Below are 14,871 nucleotides of genomic sequence, written 5' to 3' on the forward strand. Positions count from 1 at the left end.
CGCTTTTATGTTCACATTATTCTTCGTGCTTGAGGGATTTGACTTTGGTGTCGGCACGGTGGCTAAGTATTTAGGACGCGATGATTATGAGAAGCGAGTGTATTTAAATTCAATCGGCCCGTTTTGGGATGCCAATGAAGTGTGGCTCATATCAGCTGGTGCTGCAATGTTTGCGGCATTTCCACATTGGTATGCAACGCTGTTTAGTGGTTTCTATATTGCCTTTGTGTTCATGTTGCTTGCGTTAATTTTACGCGGCGTCGCATTTGAATTTAGAGGGAAGGTAGATCATCCCGTATGGAAACAGGTGTGGGATTGGGCAATCTTTATTGGAAGCGTTGTCCCCCCATTCCTTTGGGGAGTGGCATTGACGAATTTTATGACAGGTGTTCCAATCGATCAACATAAGGAGATGATCGGTGGGTTTCTACAATTGCTTCATCCATTTGCCTTGCTTGGAGGTGTGATGTTTACGCTTCTTTGCATCGTACATGGGTTGCAATTTATCACACTGCGAACAGAAGGCGAACTACAAGAACGAGCAAGGGTTGCGTCATCGAGATTTGCACCCGCGGTATTGCTTGCCTTGCTTGCTTTTGCCGCAGCAGGTCTTTATAAGACAGATATCTTCACTGCACACGGAACTGGGTGGATAGCGTTGCCACTGTTAGCCTGGGGAACATTGCTCCTCTCAACGATATTGAATAAAAAGAAGAGGAACAGACTCTCATTTTTAATGACGACCATTACAATCATTGCGTTAACCGCAAGTGTCTTTATCGGACTGTTTCCACGTGTCATGATCAGTACGCTTGGCGTAGCAAATGATTTAACGGTCTATAACGCCTCATCGGGAGACTATTCGTTAAAAGTGATGAGTTATATTTCGTTAACGCTGATTCCCTTCGTGCTAGCTTACCAAGGGTGGAGCTATTACGTATTTCGTGAACGTCTCAAAGGGAAGGACCAGTTGGAGTATTAATGAAAAGAAAAAAAGGACTCCCATCTTACCCCGGCAGCCGTTCTCTCTATACGTCCCTGACGTTCCTCATTTTAGTAGAAGCGTGTGCAATCGTCTTTCAAGCCATTTTCTTGGGACGAAGTGTGACATCTTTATTCCAAGGGGCAACTGTTCAAGAAATCTGGAAAGACCTCCTTTTATTCCTAGTATTTTTCGTCATGCGTCACGTTTTATCCCACGTCCAACAACTGTTGTCAGAGCGCTTTGCAGTCCGAACAACGAAAGCGTTACGAGAACAACTTACCGCTTCCTATTTTAAACTCGGTCCACGATTTGCGCAGACTAACGGAACGGGGAGACTCGTTACGCTTGCGATTGAAGGGATTGAACAAGTCAAAACGTATTTGGAGATCACGATTCCACGTATGATCCGTACCTTTATCATCCCTGCGGTACTTGCGATTACTATTTTTACGTTCGACAAAATATCATCCATCATCTTAATCGCCACTGTCCCGATCATTATCATTTTCATGATTTTACTTGGGATGGCGGCGCAAAAGATGGCAGACAAACAGTATAAAACCTATCGCATCCTATCGAATCACTTCATCGATACGTTAAAAGGATTGGAAACGTTAACGTACTTAGGAGTAAGCGAAAGGCATGAAGGCAAAATTGCACGTGTCAGCAAACGATATCGGAAAGCGACGATGAAAACTCTTCGCATTGCATTCCTTTCATCGTTTGCACTCGATTTTTTTACGAGTTTGTCGATCGCATTCGTTGCGGTTGGGCTTGGTTTCCGCCTCATTGATGGTGCGATCGTTCTTCTACCGGCATTAACGATTCTTATTTTAGCACCTGAATACTTTTTGCCAATCCGACAAGTTGGAACGGATTATCATGCGACGTTGGACGGGCAAATTGCCTTGGGACAAATAGAAACCATCATTAAAGAACATGAGGATACAACTCTCCCTGCGATGAACGCGAAAATCGAATGTGGACCGATGAGCAAGATTGCGTTTCATGGAGTAACAGTTAGTGTAGATGAAAAACAGATTGTAAATAACCTGCGATTTGCATGGGAAGGTAGCGGAGCAATTGGGATTGTAGGTGAGTCAGGGGCTGGAAAGTCAACATTCATCGATATTATTGCTGGCTTTTTACAGCCGACTAGTGGGCTGATCGAAGTGAACGAAGAGAAAACACCTTCGCTCATGCGAACGGATTGGACAAGTCAGATTGCCTATATCCCGCAGCACCCTTATATTTTCCCGGCGTCGATTAAAGAAAACATTCGATTTTATGAACCGACTGCCACTGATGAGGAAGTCGAGCAGGTCAGCGATGAAACAGGTCTTCGCGCTCTCGTTGAACAATTGCCTGAACAAGCGGATACCCAAATCGGCGAGGGGGGGCGTTCAGTAAGTGGCGGTCAAGAACAACGAATTGCGATGGCCCGCGCATTGTTAAGTAAACGCCCCATTATTATTCTCGATGAACCAACAGCACATCTTGATATTGAGACAGAATATGAGTTGAAACAATCAATGCTTCGCCTATTTGAAGGGAAACTCGTCTTTCTTGCGACGCATCGCATTCATTGGATGAAGGATATGGATCATGTCATCGTGTTAAAAGAGGGGAGTCTCATCGAAAGTGGTACACATGATGAATTAATTCGGAAACAAGGTGTGTATACAGATTTAATTAGACATAACCGGGGAAGGGGAGGAGAGCTGTGAGAACTTGGATTATCCCTTATATGAAACAACATAAAGGGCGGATGCTGCTTACCGTATTGGTAGGCGTGCTTGGAGTCGCATCTAGTGTGATGTTATTGTTCATATCGGGTTATTTAATTTCAAAGTCAGCCCTTCGCCCGGAAAATATTATGATCGTCTACGTTCCCATTGTGGCGGTACGGGCGTTTAGTATAAGCCAGGCAGTCATGCGTTATTTAGAACGACTCATTGGCCATGACGTCATTTTGCGCATTTTGGAGAGAATGCGAACACGGCTGTACCGTGTTCTGCAACCTCAGGCATTAGTATTGCAATCACGTTATAAAACGGGTGACTTATTGAGTATGTTATCCGAGGACATCGAGCATTTACAGGATTTCTATTTACGAACTGTATTTCCAAGTATCTTATCGCTATTCGTTTATGGTGCATTGATTGGCGTGCTTGGATTATTTGACTGGGTATTCGCCCTCATGATGGCGCTTGTGTTAGCGATTATTGTATTCGTAATTCCTTTTATTTCATTACTCGTGACGCGACGTAAATACATCGCGCTAAAACAAGGACGCAATCAATTATACGCGCAATTAACAGATGCCGTATTTGGCTTATCGGATTGGATTGCCAGTGGACGAATTGAATCATTTTTATCTGATTATAAAACCGATGAACGCGACTTGTTAGAAATTGAAAAGAGAATGAATCGATGGCAACATGTGCGAAATGCTATAGTTCAACTTGTCATCGGCATTGCAGTGATGGCGATGATCGCTTGGGCAGGCAACCAAGCGGAGACAGGGCAAATAGCACCAACTGTAATTGCAGCTTTTGCATTAATGATGTTAGCAATTACCGATGCCCTTTCACCGGCTTCTGAAGCAATTGAACGGATTCCCGCGTATGAAGAATCACTTCGACGTTTACAAGAGGTGGAAACCGAAACCAACGATGCTCCAGGGCACGCTCCGCGGTCAGCGGCAGCAGCTATTCGCGAAGCAAACGGACCAGCGATTGAAATGCAAAACGTATCCTATCGTTATCCAGAAAGTAAGGAAGATGTCATTAGTGGGATGACCTTGACGATTGACAGAGGTAAGAAAGTTGCAATCTTAGGTCGGAGCGGTACGGGCAAATCAACGCTGCTAAAACTTTTGACAGGCGCACTTCAGCCGACAGCAGGAAATGTGTTCATCAACGGTGAACAAGCAAGCCAAAGCTTGCTTGCCAAATCGCTATCAATTTTGAATCAAAAATCACATCTTTTTGATACAACGGTGGAAAATAATATTCGGATTGGAAATCCCGAAGCATCTGATGAAGAGATTTCGGAAGTTGTTGAACAAGCACAACTAACGAAATTACTCGCTTCGATCCCTACAGGACTGAAAACGCCGATGGAAGAAATGGGACATCGGTTTTCAGGTGGAGAACGCCAACGAATTGCATTCGCCCGTGTCCTTTTACAGCAAACGCCGATTGTTATTTTTGATGAACCAACGATTGGACTTGATCCGAAAACAGAACATGACCTACTGCAAACAATGTTCGATGCGGCAAAAGACAAGACGGTCATTTGGGTGACACATCATTTAGCGGGCATCGAACAAATGGACGAAATCATCTTTCTGGAAGAAGGCAACATCGTCTTACAAGGAAATCATGAAAACCTGCTAGCGACTTCATCAAAGTACCGTGCGTTGTATGAAATGGATAAAGGGATTTGATGAGTTGGGAACTGAGCGATAAAGGAGTGGAACTACTCTATTTACCGCTCAGTTTTTTCTTCTGTAAGAACATGACATAATAAGCACTTAGCATGCATGGACGGATTTTCACCGTTCATGCTTTTTTGGTGTGCCCAGCATGGGCGTAGTCTATAGGGTGCAAGTCCCGAACCGCGAAGGCAGAAGTAGCGGTTAGCCTAACGCAAGGGTGTCCATGGTGACGTGGAATCTGAAGGAAGCGGGCGGCAAACCTCCGGTCTGAGGAACACGAACTTCATATAAGGCTATGTACGATTGGGTGAGTTTGCCAAACAAAACAAAGCCCTTTCTGCCGAAGGTCGTATGTAGTAGATGAAGCAGATAGGTGGAGGGAAAGACTACGCTCTTACCTGGGGAGGTCTGATTGAAACGCCAAGTACACTTGGTAACCTATCCAGTGATGGATAGCTGAACAATCAGAAGTCAGCAGAAGCCATAGTACCATTCGAACTCGAGAAGAATGGGAAGGGCTGAACAATTAAGAGAGAACAACATCTTGGCATTCAGTAACCTGTGAAGAACACAGATAACCGATAAGGCATGCCCGAAGGAGGAAGTGGTGAATCCCACTGGGGACTTCGGGATGGTGGAGCAGGACTGGCATAAGAAGAACCGTTGTTCACGGAAAGAGGCGTAACACATGTTGATGGAGCGAATACTATCACGTGAAAACTTGCTTTCTGCCCTAAAGCGGGTGGAGCGCAATAAAGGAAGCCACGGTGTGGATGAAATGCCTGTACAAAACCTACGGAAGCATTTCCTGGAACACTGGGAATCCATGAAAATGGAACTCCTTCAGGGAACCTATGAACCGCAACCTGTCCGCAGGGTCGAAATCCCGAAACCTGACGGAGGCGTGCGTCTATTAGGTATCCCTACCGTGATAGACCGCTTCATTCAACAGGCGATAGCCCAAGTGTTAACTTCCCTATACGACCCTACGTTTTCAGACCATAGTTACGGATTTCGACCAAATCGAAGTGCCCATGACGGAGTGAGGAAAGCGAAAGGATATATACAGGAAGGAAATCGTTGGGTTGTCGATATGGACCTGGAGAAATTCTTTGACAAGGTAAACCATGACAGGCTCATGGGGACACTTGCGAAAAGAATCAAAGACAAGCGTCTCCTTAAGTTGATCCGTAAATACTTGAAATCGGGTATCATGATTAATGGTCTCGTGACAAACAGTGAAGAAGGTACTCCGCAAGGAGGACCATTGAGTCCCCTTCTCTCCAACATAGTCCTTGACGAACTGGATAAGGAATTAGAGAAAAGAGGTCATAAATTTGTCCGATACGCTGATGACTGCAATATCTATGTGAAAACAAAGAAAGCAGGGAATCGGGTCATGAACTCCATCACCTCTTTTATTGAAGGAAAGCTTAAGTTGAAGGTGAATCTAACTAAATCTGCAGTTGACCGTCCGTGGAAGAGGAAATTCCTTGGATTCAGTTTCACCAGTGGTAAGGAACCGAAGGTTCGTATTGCCAAGGAAAGTGTGAGACGGATGAAGATTAAAATCAGGGAAATCACCTCAAGGAAGAAACCCTACTCCATGGAATATCGGATAAACAAACTCAACCAATACCTTATGGGCTGGAGTGGATATTTCGCCTTGGCAGACACGCCAAGCGTGTTCGTTAAGTTCGATTCTTGGATTAAAAGAAGACTCCGGATGTGTATGTGGAAGGATTGGAAGAAACCCAGTACAAAGACGAGAAAACTCATCGGTTTAGGCATCCCGATAGGGAAGGCATATGAATGGGGAAATTCACGCAAGAGCTACTGGAGAATTTCTAAAAGTCCTATACTACACAGAACCCTAGGGAACTCCTATTGGAGTTCCCTAGGGCTCAAAAGTCTAATATCTCGTTACGAAGCTTTGCGTCAACAATCTTAGTTGAACCGCCGTATACCGAACGGTACGTACGGTGGTGTGAGAGGTCGGGAGTTAATCGCTCCCTCCTACTCGATTTGCTTGGAAAAGAGTTTTCCTCTCTCACGCATCTGAAGTAGTAGGTGATACGGTAGATGAACTTTACAAACTCCTAGTTCAATTTGCACTTTTTTGAAACTACTAAAGCTTAATTCTTCTATTCAGTTTATAATTTCATTCATGTCATTAAAGTAATTAATTTGTAATTGACTTACTATTTTATTTGTCTTACAATATTAAAAAGAGATATTTTATAACAGTCAGACTACTAAAAGTCTAAGTGAAGTGTTATGAAATAGTAAACTTTTCCAACGGGAGGGACGCTTATGAATTATGAAGAGAAAATTGAAGGTTTAGGCTATAAACTTTCAGCACCAGCAAATAAGCGCATATTTGAAGATGGGGTACGCACCGGCAATTTGATTTTTGTTTCCGGTAACGCAGCAAAGGTAGATGGGGTTTTAAAATATCAAGGAATTGTAGGAAATACAGTTACAATCGAAGAAGCACAAGATGCAGCGAAAATTGCATTCGTTAACTGTCTGGCTACTGTCCGGAATATGACAGGGAGTCTTAACTCAATTCGGAAAATCGTCAATATTAAAGGGTATGTGGCGAGTTCACCAGACTTCATCGAGCAGCCGGAAGTCATGAATGAAGTCTCAGCCTTGGCCATCGAGGTTTTCGGTGAAGTAGGAGAGCATAGCAGAGTTTCCCTGGGGGCGAGTTCTCTTCCCGGAGGGACACCTGTAGAAGTAGAAATCATTGTTGAAGTAGAGTAACGGAAATTGGGCAATGGATTTGAAATGAAATTGAAAATGAAAAGGGGAAAATAATTATGGAAAATGTATTAGTAAAATCAAGGACAGAAATGCTGGAAGATTTACCACTCGGGATTAAACAATTATTTACGAGTATTACGCATTTAAAAGAAGGAGAAAAGGTGCTCGTCATTACCGATGAAAACAAGTTGGAAATCGGTGAATTTGTTTACAAACATGCAAAAGAGTTTTTTGAAACGACCTTGATGGTAATGCCTACAAGAGAAGGGCATGGAGCCGAACCGACGGAAGCTGTACGAGCTGCCATGAATAATTGTGATGTGGCTTTTGGAGCGACAACGTATTCGATGTATCATTCAAAAGCGAGATTAGATGCTAGTAAGAACGGTCGTCTGCGTTGGATTGGGCTACAAGACTATGCTCTTCACATGTTTGAAGAAGGTGGATTAACTGCAGATTTTGATGAAGTTACTGAAGTGGTCAATCGAGTTGCTCCTCATTATAAAGGAAAAACGTTCACACTTACTGCCCCTGGCGGAACGCATATGGTGTGCAGCATTGAAGGAAGAGACCCTGTATTGGATCATGGGACAGCCACTGTGCCTGGAGCTGCTTCGTTTCCTCCAAACGCAGAAGTTGCATTGGGACCGGTTGAAGGAACTGCCAATGGTGTATTAGTGTTTGACGGCAGCATTCCACATCCATTATTGAACCTTATTGAAGAACCGATCACATGCGTCGTTAAGGATGGCTTCATTACAGAAATACAAGGTGGTCGCGAGGCGGATATTTTACGTAAACTATTGGCGGAATTCAATGATCCGACAGTCTACAATATTGCTGAACTGGGACTTGGGTTGAACAAAGAAAATATCCTTTGCGGCCATATGGCACCTGACGAAGGCTCTTTCGGCAACATCCATATTGGAATCGGTAAGAACTTGAACTTTGGCGGTCATGTCAATTCGCCGCTGCATCTTGATATGGTAATAAAAACGGTGACTTGTGAGATTGATGGCCGAGTTATTATGAAAGACGGAGAATTGCTTGTCTAATAGATGAATAAAACCTCTTAGTATACAAAGTGGTTTTCTCAATAGAAGACAACAGGACGTACTAAGAGGTTGCCAGTAATTCGTCCGCTCCAGTTGGTAAGCGCTTACATGGATACTTGATTCGGAAATAATCATACAAGGGTGAGGATATGAGGATGATTAGAAAATATTCAGCTGCCGTTTTATGCATGATCTTAATGCTAGCCTTAGCCGGGTGTTCCACTTCGGTGAGTAGTGAAGAATTAAGGAGTAAACGAATTATCAGCATTGCAACCGTACAGCCCGATGACCACCCGATAGCACTTGGTTTACAGGCATTCAAAGAACATGTGGAGGAAAATCTGGGGGACCGGTACGAGGTGAGGATTTTCCATAATGGGGTTATTGGCGGAAATTCTGAAGTGCTTGAATTACTGCAGATGGGCTCGTTGGACATGGTTGTGACGAGTGGAAGCAATCTAGAAGCATTTGCAGATGAATATAAGATTTTCAGCTTACCATACTTGTTTAACGATGAAGCTAGTTTCCGAGAAGTCATGGAGAATGAAGAGTTTGTCAATGAGATTTACAACTCAACGGTCGATAAGGGCATTCAGGGCGTTACCTGGTTTGCTAATGGCGTAAATAATATCTACGCCTCAAAGAGAGTTGAAAAGCCCGAAGACCTCAAAGGATTGAAGATTCGTGTTCAGTCCAGTGAAGCGAATGTGAAGATGGTTCAAGGCTTTAATGCAGCGGCAGTCGTTATGGCGTACGGAGAAGTATATACCGCCCTGCAGAATCGTGTCATTGACGCTGGAACGAATCCTGAGATGGCACTTGTGAAAATGAAACATGGGGAAGTGGCAAAATACTATTCACGTACGGAACACCAAATCTTTACAGACGTGTTCGTCGTAAGTACGAAATTCATGGATTCCTTGACGGATGAAAAAGAAGTGTTTCAAGAAGCGTTCAAGTTAAGTACACAAGTTGCCAACGGAGAATGGGACAATCAAATTGCAGAAGCGATTGAGGAAGCAGAAGAAATGGGCGTCGAGTTTATTACCGTCGACAAAAAACCCTTCGAAGAAATGCAGCAGCCTGTCAAAGAAGCTTTGTTGAAGGGGAATCCAAAATTGCAAGAGTTGTATGACCTGGTTCAACAAATCCAGAACTAATGGAAAGAAGATGATAACGATGATCAAGGTGAGAAGCATTTTAGATAAATCGCTTGCTGGGATATGTGCTTTCCTCTTAGCTTTCATGACATTTCTAGCAACGTACCAAGTGATTACACGATATGCCTTTAAAACTCCTAGCACAGTGTCGGAGGATTTGTTGAGCTATTCATTTGTATGGGTATCCTTGCTTGGCGCTGCACTTGTATTTGGGAAAAAAGATCATATGCGATTGTCCATTATTCCAGATAAGTTAACAGGAGCATGGGGTCTAGCGCTATCCATCTTTACGGAATTGCTGATTATGGTCATTGCAGTCATTGTCTTTCTAATGGGAGGAAAGGATTTTGTAGGAGTGGGTGCCATACAGGCTTCGCCTACTCTAAACATAACATTGGATTGGATTTATATGATTCTTCCGATCAGCGGGATATTGATTATCGCTTACAACATCTTGAATATTATCCAAGCTGTCCAAGAGTATAACGGAGATGGAAAGGAGGAATTCCAATGAGTATAGCAGCTTCAGCAGCTCTATTGATTCTTGTGACACTGGCTGTTTTATTACTCTTAGGTGTCCCAATTGGAATTACATTGGTTGTTGCATCGATATTAGCCATTACACAATCATTAGGTTTTTCATCAGCTGTTCCTTCTTCCGCGTTAAAGATGTTTCAAGGAATTAACATTTTCACCTTATTGGCAATTCCTTTCTTTATTTTAGCCGGAAATATAATGAATAAAGGAGGGATTGCGCTCCGGCTCATCAATTTTGCGACAGCTTTGACGGGGAGGATTCCCGGCTCATTAGCTCATACGAACGTTGTAGCGAATATGTTGTTCGGATCAGTCTCCGGTTCCGGGACAGCTGCAGTATCTGCAATGGGGACAATAATGAGCCCTATTCAGAAAAAGAAAGGGTATGACAGCGACTTCACGGCTGCCATTAACATCGCAACTGCACCAACGGGCTTATTGATCCCTCCAAGTACAGCTTTGATCACCTATGCGTTGATCAGTGGGGGAACTTCAGTGGCGGCTCTTTTCCTTGGCGGGGTGATTCCCGGCGTACTATGGGGGCTTAGCTGTATGGTTGTTGCATTTTTTTACACGAAAAAAAATGGCTACGTTGATAAAACACCTATCTCCCTAAAGGAGTTTTTTACAGTAACACTGGAAGCAATTCCAAGCTTATTATTGATCATTATCGTTATCGGCGGAATTGTCGGCGGTATATTTACGGCTACAGAAAGTGCTGCAATTGCAGTCGTTTACAGTTTGCTGTTATCAACGATCTTTTATAAAACATTAAAAATAAAAGAATTGTATAGCATTTTAATTGATAGTGCAAAGTTGTCGGCGATCATCATGTTTTTAATTGGTGCGTCAAATATTTTAGGTTGGGTCATGTCGTTTACGGGGATTCCAAACTTCTTGGCTGATGCAATTTTGGGGATATCAGACAATCCAATCATTATTTTGCTCGCAATCAATATTCTATTGCTGTTCGTCGGAACGTTCATGGATTTAACACCTGCGATTTTAATCTTCACGCCAATTTTACTTCCTGTCTGTTTGGCGTTAGGAATGACACCTTTGCATTTTGGAATTATGCTTACGTTCAATCTATGCATTGGAACAATTACTCCACCTGTCGGTAATATTCTATTCGCCGGCATTAAAGTGGCCGATCGAAAGCTTGAAAAGGTTTTGCCGCATTTATTGCGCTTTTACGGTGCTATTTTCGTAGTGTTGATGTTAATAACTTACATGCCGTGGTTTTCAACATTCTTACCATCATTGGCTGGATATCGGTAATCCGAATTAAGTGAATCCATTCAGCTGGTAACCATTATTTTCTGAATTTATGAAAATAGCATTTGACAGACTAGTTTAATTGTCTTACAATAAGACATATAGAAAGTCACTATTATATTTGAAGGGTGGAATTTACATGGCAACGTCAAGAGCAAAGGCACCGAAAGGAATATTAGGGTTTCCCGTAGCACCAATGGATGCAGAAGGTAAATTGGATTTAGTTGGACTGGGGAAGAATATTGAGTTCTTAGTGGAAGAAGGGTTATCTTCAGTTTTTGTAGCTTGTGGCGCGGGTGAATTGCATGCGATAAGCAATGAAGAATATAGATCCATGGTAGAAGTGGCTGTTGAAAAGACAAAAGGGAAGGTTCCTCTCTATACAGGAGTCGGCGGCAACATTACGCACGCGTTGGAGCAGGTGCGGATTTCTGAAGAGCTTGGCGTAGAAGGGTACTTGATCTTACCGCCGTACTTGATCGAACCATCACAGGATGGCATTTACAATTACTTGAAAGAAATTATTCAAAGCTCGGATTTGAATGCGATCGTCTATCAGCGCGACAATTGTATTTTTGAAGCTGAAACACTTCAAAAGCTGTGCGAACTACCGCAACTCGTCGGGTTTAAAGACGGTATTGGAAATATGGAAAAGAACGTGGAATTCACACACCTAATCGGGGACCGTCTGGAGTGGATCAACGGAATGCCGCTTGCGGAAGTGACGATGGCAGCGTATGTGAACCTAGGATTCACATCGTATTCGTCAGCGATTTCCAACTATATCCCTCACATTTCAGCAAAATACTATGAGGCACTTCTTAGCGATGACAAAGAATTGGTGAATGAATTGTATAAGGATGTTATTTTCCCAATTCACCGTATCCGTAAACAGAAGAAAGGCTATGCTGTTTCGCTGATCAAAGCGGGCATGAAAATCGTCGGTCTTCCTGTCACTACGAACGTTCGCGCACCAATTGCTCCTGTCGAAGAAGGGCATTACGAAGAGTTGAAAGTCATTATCGAAAAGGCTTTGGAAAAATACCCTGCTAAAGTTACAGCGGTCTAATAGGAGGAAATTATGACAACTACAACAGAAGCAAAAACAAAAACCTACTTGAATTACATTGACGGTGAATGGGTCGCGTCTGAAACAGGCAAAACAGGCGTCAGTAAAAATCCGGCTCGAAAAGACGAAGTTGTTGGTGCTTATCAGCTTTCCAACAGCAGTGATTTCGACAAGGCGGCATCTGCTGCACGCAGAGCCCAAAAAGCATGGCGCAAGCTGACCGGTAATGTACGGGGAGATTATTTGTTGAAAGCTGCTTCCATTATGGAAGAGCGTATCGAAGACATTGCAACAGCGATGACTCTCGAAATGGGTAAGACTTTACCGGAAGCGAAAGGCGAAACGGCTCGTGGCGTAGCGATTCTACGTTATTATGCAGGTGAGGGAATGCGGTCGGTAGGCGATGTGATCCCTTCAACTGACAGTGAAGCTTTGATGTTCACGACGAGAGTTCCAGTAGGGGTTGTCGGCGTCATAACACCATGGAACTTCCCGGTAGCCATTCCGATTTGGAAAATGGCGCCTGCTCTCGTCTATGGAAACGCTGTTGTCCTTAAACCGGCAAGTGAGACAGCGGTGACGAGTGCGAAAATCATCGAGTGCTTACATGACGCAGGCATTCCAGCCGGCGTAGTGAACTTGGTTACAGGATCCGGATCTCTTATCGGGCCGGAAATGGCGAACCATAAAGAAATTGACGCCATTACATTCACAGGTTCGAATACGGTTGGCAAACAACTGGCACAAATCGCCGTTTCCAGAGGCATTAAATATCAACTTGAAATGGGTGGGAAAAACCCTGTAATTGTTGCAAATGATGCAGATCTAGATTTGGCGGTTGAAGCTACGATCAGCGGAGGATTAAAATCATCCGGACAAAAATGTACAGCGACAAGCCGGGTCATCGTTCAACAGGATGTCTATGAGGACTTTAAAGGGAAACTACTTGAAGAAGTGGCGAAAATCACTGTCGGAGACGGCATGGATGCAGGAACGTGGATGGGTCCAAGTTCCAGTCAAAGTCAGTTGGACACAGTGCTTTCCGCGATTGAAAAAGGGAAAGCGGAAGGGGCCACACTTCTCCTCGGTGGAAACGAAGTGAAGAAAGAAGGATTGAATGGCTACTTCGTGGAGCCGACAGTTTTTGAAGATGTATCTTCTACTATGTCACTCGCGAGGGAAGAGATTTTTGGCCCGGTCCTTGCCCTGATGAAAGTGGAGACGATCGAAGAGGCGCTTGAATTGGCAAATGACTCGGAATACGGGTTAAGTGCTTCCATTTTCACAACGAACATTAGCAATATGCTGGCGTTCATCAATGAAATGGACGCAGGTTTGGTTCGTATCAATGCGGAAAGTGCCGGAGTTGAACTGCAAGCTCCGTTCGGCGGCATGAAGCAATCCAGTTCCCATTCACGCGAGCAAGGTCAAGCTGCAAAAGAATTCTATACAGCGATTAAAACAGTGTTTATCAAATAAGATGACAAAGCAGGAGTAATGCGATAGATCGTCTAACTCCTTGTCTTTAAAATATCAAAGGATAGGCCAGCGAAACTCGTTGGTCTCTCTTCTGTTTATAGAGAAAACCTACTATTGAGGAGGATACCAATGCGTTTTATTGACGAACAAGAAATCAGAAGCCTCATTACAGTGAAAGATATTATCGATACAATCGAAGAGTATTATTTGAATGACGGTGAGAGCAGATCGTTAATTCCAGATCGTTTGTTCATCAATGACGACGACAATTCCGCTTTGCTCATGCCGTCTTTTTACGAGGATTATTTTGGGGCGAAAGTAATTGGAATCGCGCCTGGAAATGCCGCAATCGGTGAAGCGACGTTACGGGGCATCTTTTTATTGAATGATAGGAAGACAATGAAACCGCTTGCTATAATGGACGCTCGAACGATTACTGCCATGAGGACCGGTGCTGTCAGTGGGGTGGGTATGAAATACTTGGCGGCAAATGAGGCGGATACGGTTGGTGTAATCGGGACAGGAGACCAAGGGTGGAGTCATTTACAGGCAGCATGTGCTGTCAGACAAATAAAGCGGGTTTTGGTGTATAATCGTAGTCAGGAAAGACTTCATCCTTTTATGGAGAGAGCGAAAAAGGAGTTCCCAGCAATTCGCTTTGAAATTTCTACTCCTGAAACGATTTTGTCAGAAGCACAACTCATCATTACGACAACAACTTCAACTGACCCAGTCATTCCTTATGATGGATCCGTGGACCTGACTGGAAAGCATTTCGCAGGTTCAGGTGCGTTCAAATCATTCATGCAGGAAATTCCTGACGCAATCATCAAAGAAGTGGATCACCTCTACGTCGATACGCACGCCGCGTTTTCCGAGTGCGGCGAGATGAGGAAAGCCAGAGAATTCGGCCATAGTGAGGAGACGGTCCCTGAACTGAAAAGCCTTGTACAAGGTGGGGAAAACGATGAGATGAAGCAAAAAACAACGCTATTCAAGTCTGTAGGCATCTCCATTCTTGACATCCTAACGGCGAAATTGGTATATGAACGAATGACGAGCACTGTAAAAGCAATTTAGAAATGAAAGGAGGAGCC

12 protein-coding genes are annotated in these 14,871 nt (G+C 43.7%); all 12 read left to right on the plus strand.

Annotated elements, in window-relative coordinates; all coding sequences use genetic code 11:
* Window positions 1-7: 7 nt before the first annotated feature.
* The 12 genes from cydB to OC538_RS16625 all read left to right on the plus strand — a co-directional run bounded on the left by cydB (window position 8) and on the right by OC538_RS16625 (window position 14,854).
* On the plus strand, window positions 8-982 hold the full coding sequence (gene cydB / locus OC538_RS16570; protein WP_262177846.1) for a cytochrome d ubiquinol oxidase subunit II: 975 nt from the start codon (window positions 8-10) through the stop codon (window positions 980-982).
* Window positions 982-2,712, plus strand: a complete 1,731-nt coding sequence (gene cydD / locus OC538_RS16575; protein WP_262177417.1) for a thiol reductant ABC exporter subunit CydD — start codon at window positions 982-984, stop codon at window positions 2,710-2,712. Before cydB ends, cydD begins: the two co-directional genes overlap by 1 nt.
* Entirely contained in the window at window positions 2,709-4,436 is a 1,728-nt protein-coding gene (cydC, locus tag OC538_RS16580) for a thiol reductant ABC exporter subunit CydC (protein WP_262177419.1), read from the plus strand. Before cydD ends, cydC begins: the two co-directional genes overlap by 4 nt.
* A 679-nt stretch (window positions 4,437-5,115) precedes the next feature.
* Complete coding sequence (gene ltrA, locus OC538_RS16585; RefSeq protein WP_262175895.1) at window positions 5,116-6,378, plus strand: group II intron reverse transcriptase/maturase; 1,263 nt, start codon at window positions 5,116-5,118, stop codon at window positions 6,376-6,378.
* 362 nt (window positions 6,379-6,740) lie between these two features.
* Window positions 6,741-7,196, plus strand: coding sequence for a RidA family protein (locus OC538_RS16590; RefSeq protein ID WP_251696790.1), 456 nt, complete (start codon window positions 6,741-6,743; stop codon window positions 7,194-7,196).
* Between the two features lie 56 nt (window positions 7,197-7,252).
* Window positions 7,253-8,251: an aminopeptidase gene (locus OC538_RS16595; RefSeq protein ID WP_251696788.1), complete on the plus strand. Its 999-nt coding sequence runs from the start codon at window positions 7,253-7,255 to the stop codon at window positions 8,249-8,251.
* 155 nt (window positions 8,252-8,406) lie between these two features.
* Window positions 8,407-9,411, plus strand: a complete 1,005-nt coding sequence (locus OC538_RS16600) for a TRAP transporter substrate-binding protein (protein WP_251696786.1) — start codon at window positions 8,407-8,409, stop codon at window positions 9,409-9,411.
* A 19-nt stretch (window positions 9,412-9,430) separates the two neighbouring features.
* A complete protein-coding gene (locus tag OC538_RS16605; protein WP_262177424.1) occupies window positions 9,431-9,925 on the plus strand; it encodes a TRAP transporter small permease in 495 nt (164 codons plus the stop codon).
* Between the two features lie 2 nt (window positions 9,926-9,927).
* Window positions 9,928-11,229 carry a TRAP transporter large permease gene (locus OC538_RS16610; RefSeq protein ID WP_262177848.1) on the plus strand — a complete coding sequence of 434 codons (1,302 nt, stop codon included), beginning with the start codon at window positions 9,928-9,930 and terminating at the stop codon, window positions 11,227-11,229.
* 136 nt (window positions 11,230-11,365) lie between these two features.
* The gene (gene kdgD, locus OC538_RS16615) at window positions 11,366-12,295 is read left to right on the plus strand and encodes a 5-dehydro-4-deoxyglucarate dehydratase (protein WP_262177427.1); all 930 of its coding nucleotides are present in this window, start codon (window positions 11,366-11,368) and stop codon (window positions 12,293-12,295) included.
* A gap of 12 nt (window positions 12,296-12,307) precedes the next feature.
* Window positions 12,308-13,774, plus strand: coding sequence for an alpha-ketoglutaric semialdehyde dehydrogenase GucD (gene gucD, locus OC538_RS16620; protein WP_251696781.1), 1,467 nt, complete (start codon window positions 12,308-12,310; stop codon window positions 13,772-13,774).
* A 129-nt stretch (window positions 13,775-13,903) separates the two neighbouring features.
* The gene (locus OC538_RS16625; RefSeq protein ID WP_251696779.1) at window positions 13,904-14,854 is read left to right on the plus strand and encodes an ornithine cyclodeaminase family protein; all 951 of its coding nucleotides are present in this window, start codon (window positions 13,904-13,906) and stop codon (window positions 14,852-14,854) included.
* Window positions 14,855-14,871 lie beyond the last annotated feature (17 nt).

The sequence above is a fragment of the Saccharococcus sp. Marseille-Q5394 genome, assembly GCF_946901335.1.
In the GTDB taxonomy this organism is placed as follows: Bacteria; Bacillota; Bacilli; order Bacillales_A; family Planococcaceae; genus Sporosarcina; species Sporosarcina luteola_C.

Coding starts and splice junctions, on each gene's coding strand:
- OC538_RS16595 (WP_251696788.1), top strand. CDS start 7,253: ATGGAAAATGTATTAGTAAAATCAAGGACAGAAATGCTGGAAGATTTA.
- OC538_RS16590 (WP_251696790.1), top strand. CDS start 6,741: ATGAATTATGAAGAGAAAATTGAAGGTTTAGGCTATAAACTTTCAGCA.
- gucD (WP_251696781.1), top strand. CDS start 12,308: ATGACAACTACAACAGAAGCAAAAACAAAAACCTACTTGAATTACATT.
- OC538_RS16605 (WP_262177424.1), top strand. CDS start 9,431: ATGATCAAGGTGAGAAGCATTTTAGATAAATCGCTTGCTGGGATATGT.
- kdgD (WP_262177427.1), top strand. CDS start 11,366: ATGGCAACGTCAAGAGCAAAGGCACCGAAAGGAATATTAGGGTTTCCC.
- cydD (WP_262177417.1), top strand. CDS start 982: ATGAAAAGAAAAAAAGGACTCCCATCTTACCCCGGCAGCCGTTCTCTC.
- OC538_RS16600 (WP_251696786.1), top strand. CDS start 8,407: ATGATTAGAAAATATTCAGCTGCCGTTTTATGCATGATCTTAATGCTA.
- OC538_RS16625 (WP_251696779.1), top strand. CDS start 13,904: ATGCGTTTTATTGACGAACAAGAAATCAGAAGCCTCATTACAGTGAAA.
- ltrA (WP_262175895.1), top strand. CDS start 5,116: ATGTTGATGGAGCGAATACTATCACGTGAAAACTTGCTTTCTGCCCTA.
- cydB (WP_262177846.1), top strand. CDS start 8: ATGTTCACATTATTCTTCGTGCTTGAGGGATTTGACTTTGGTGTCGGC.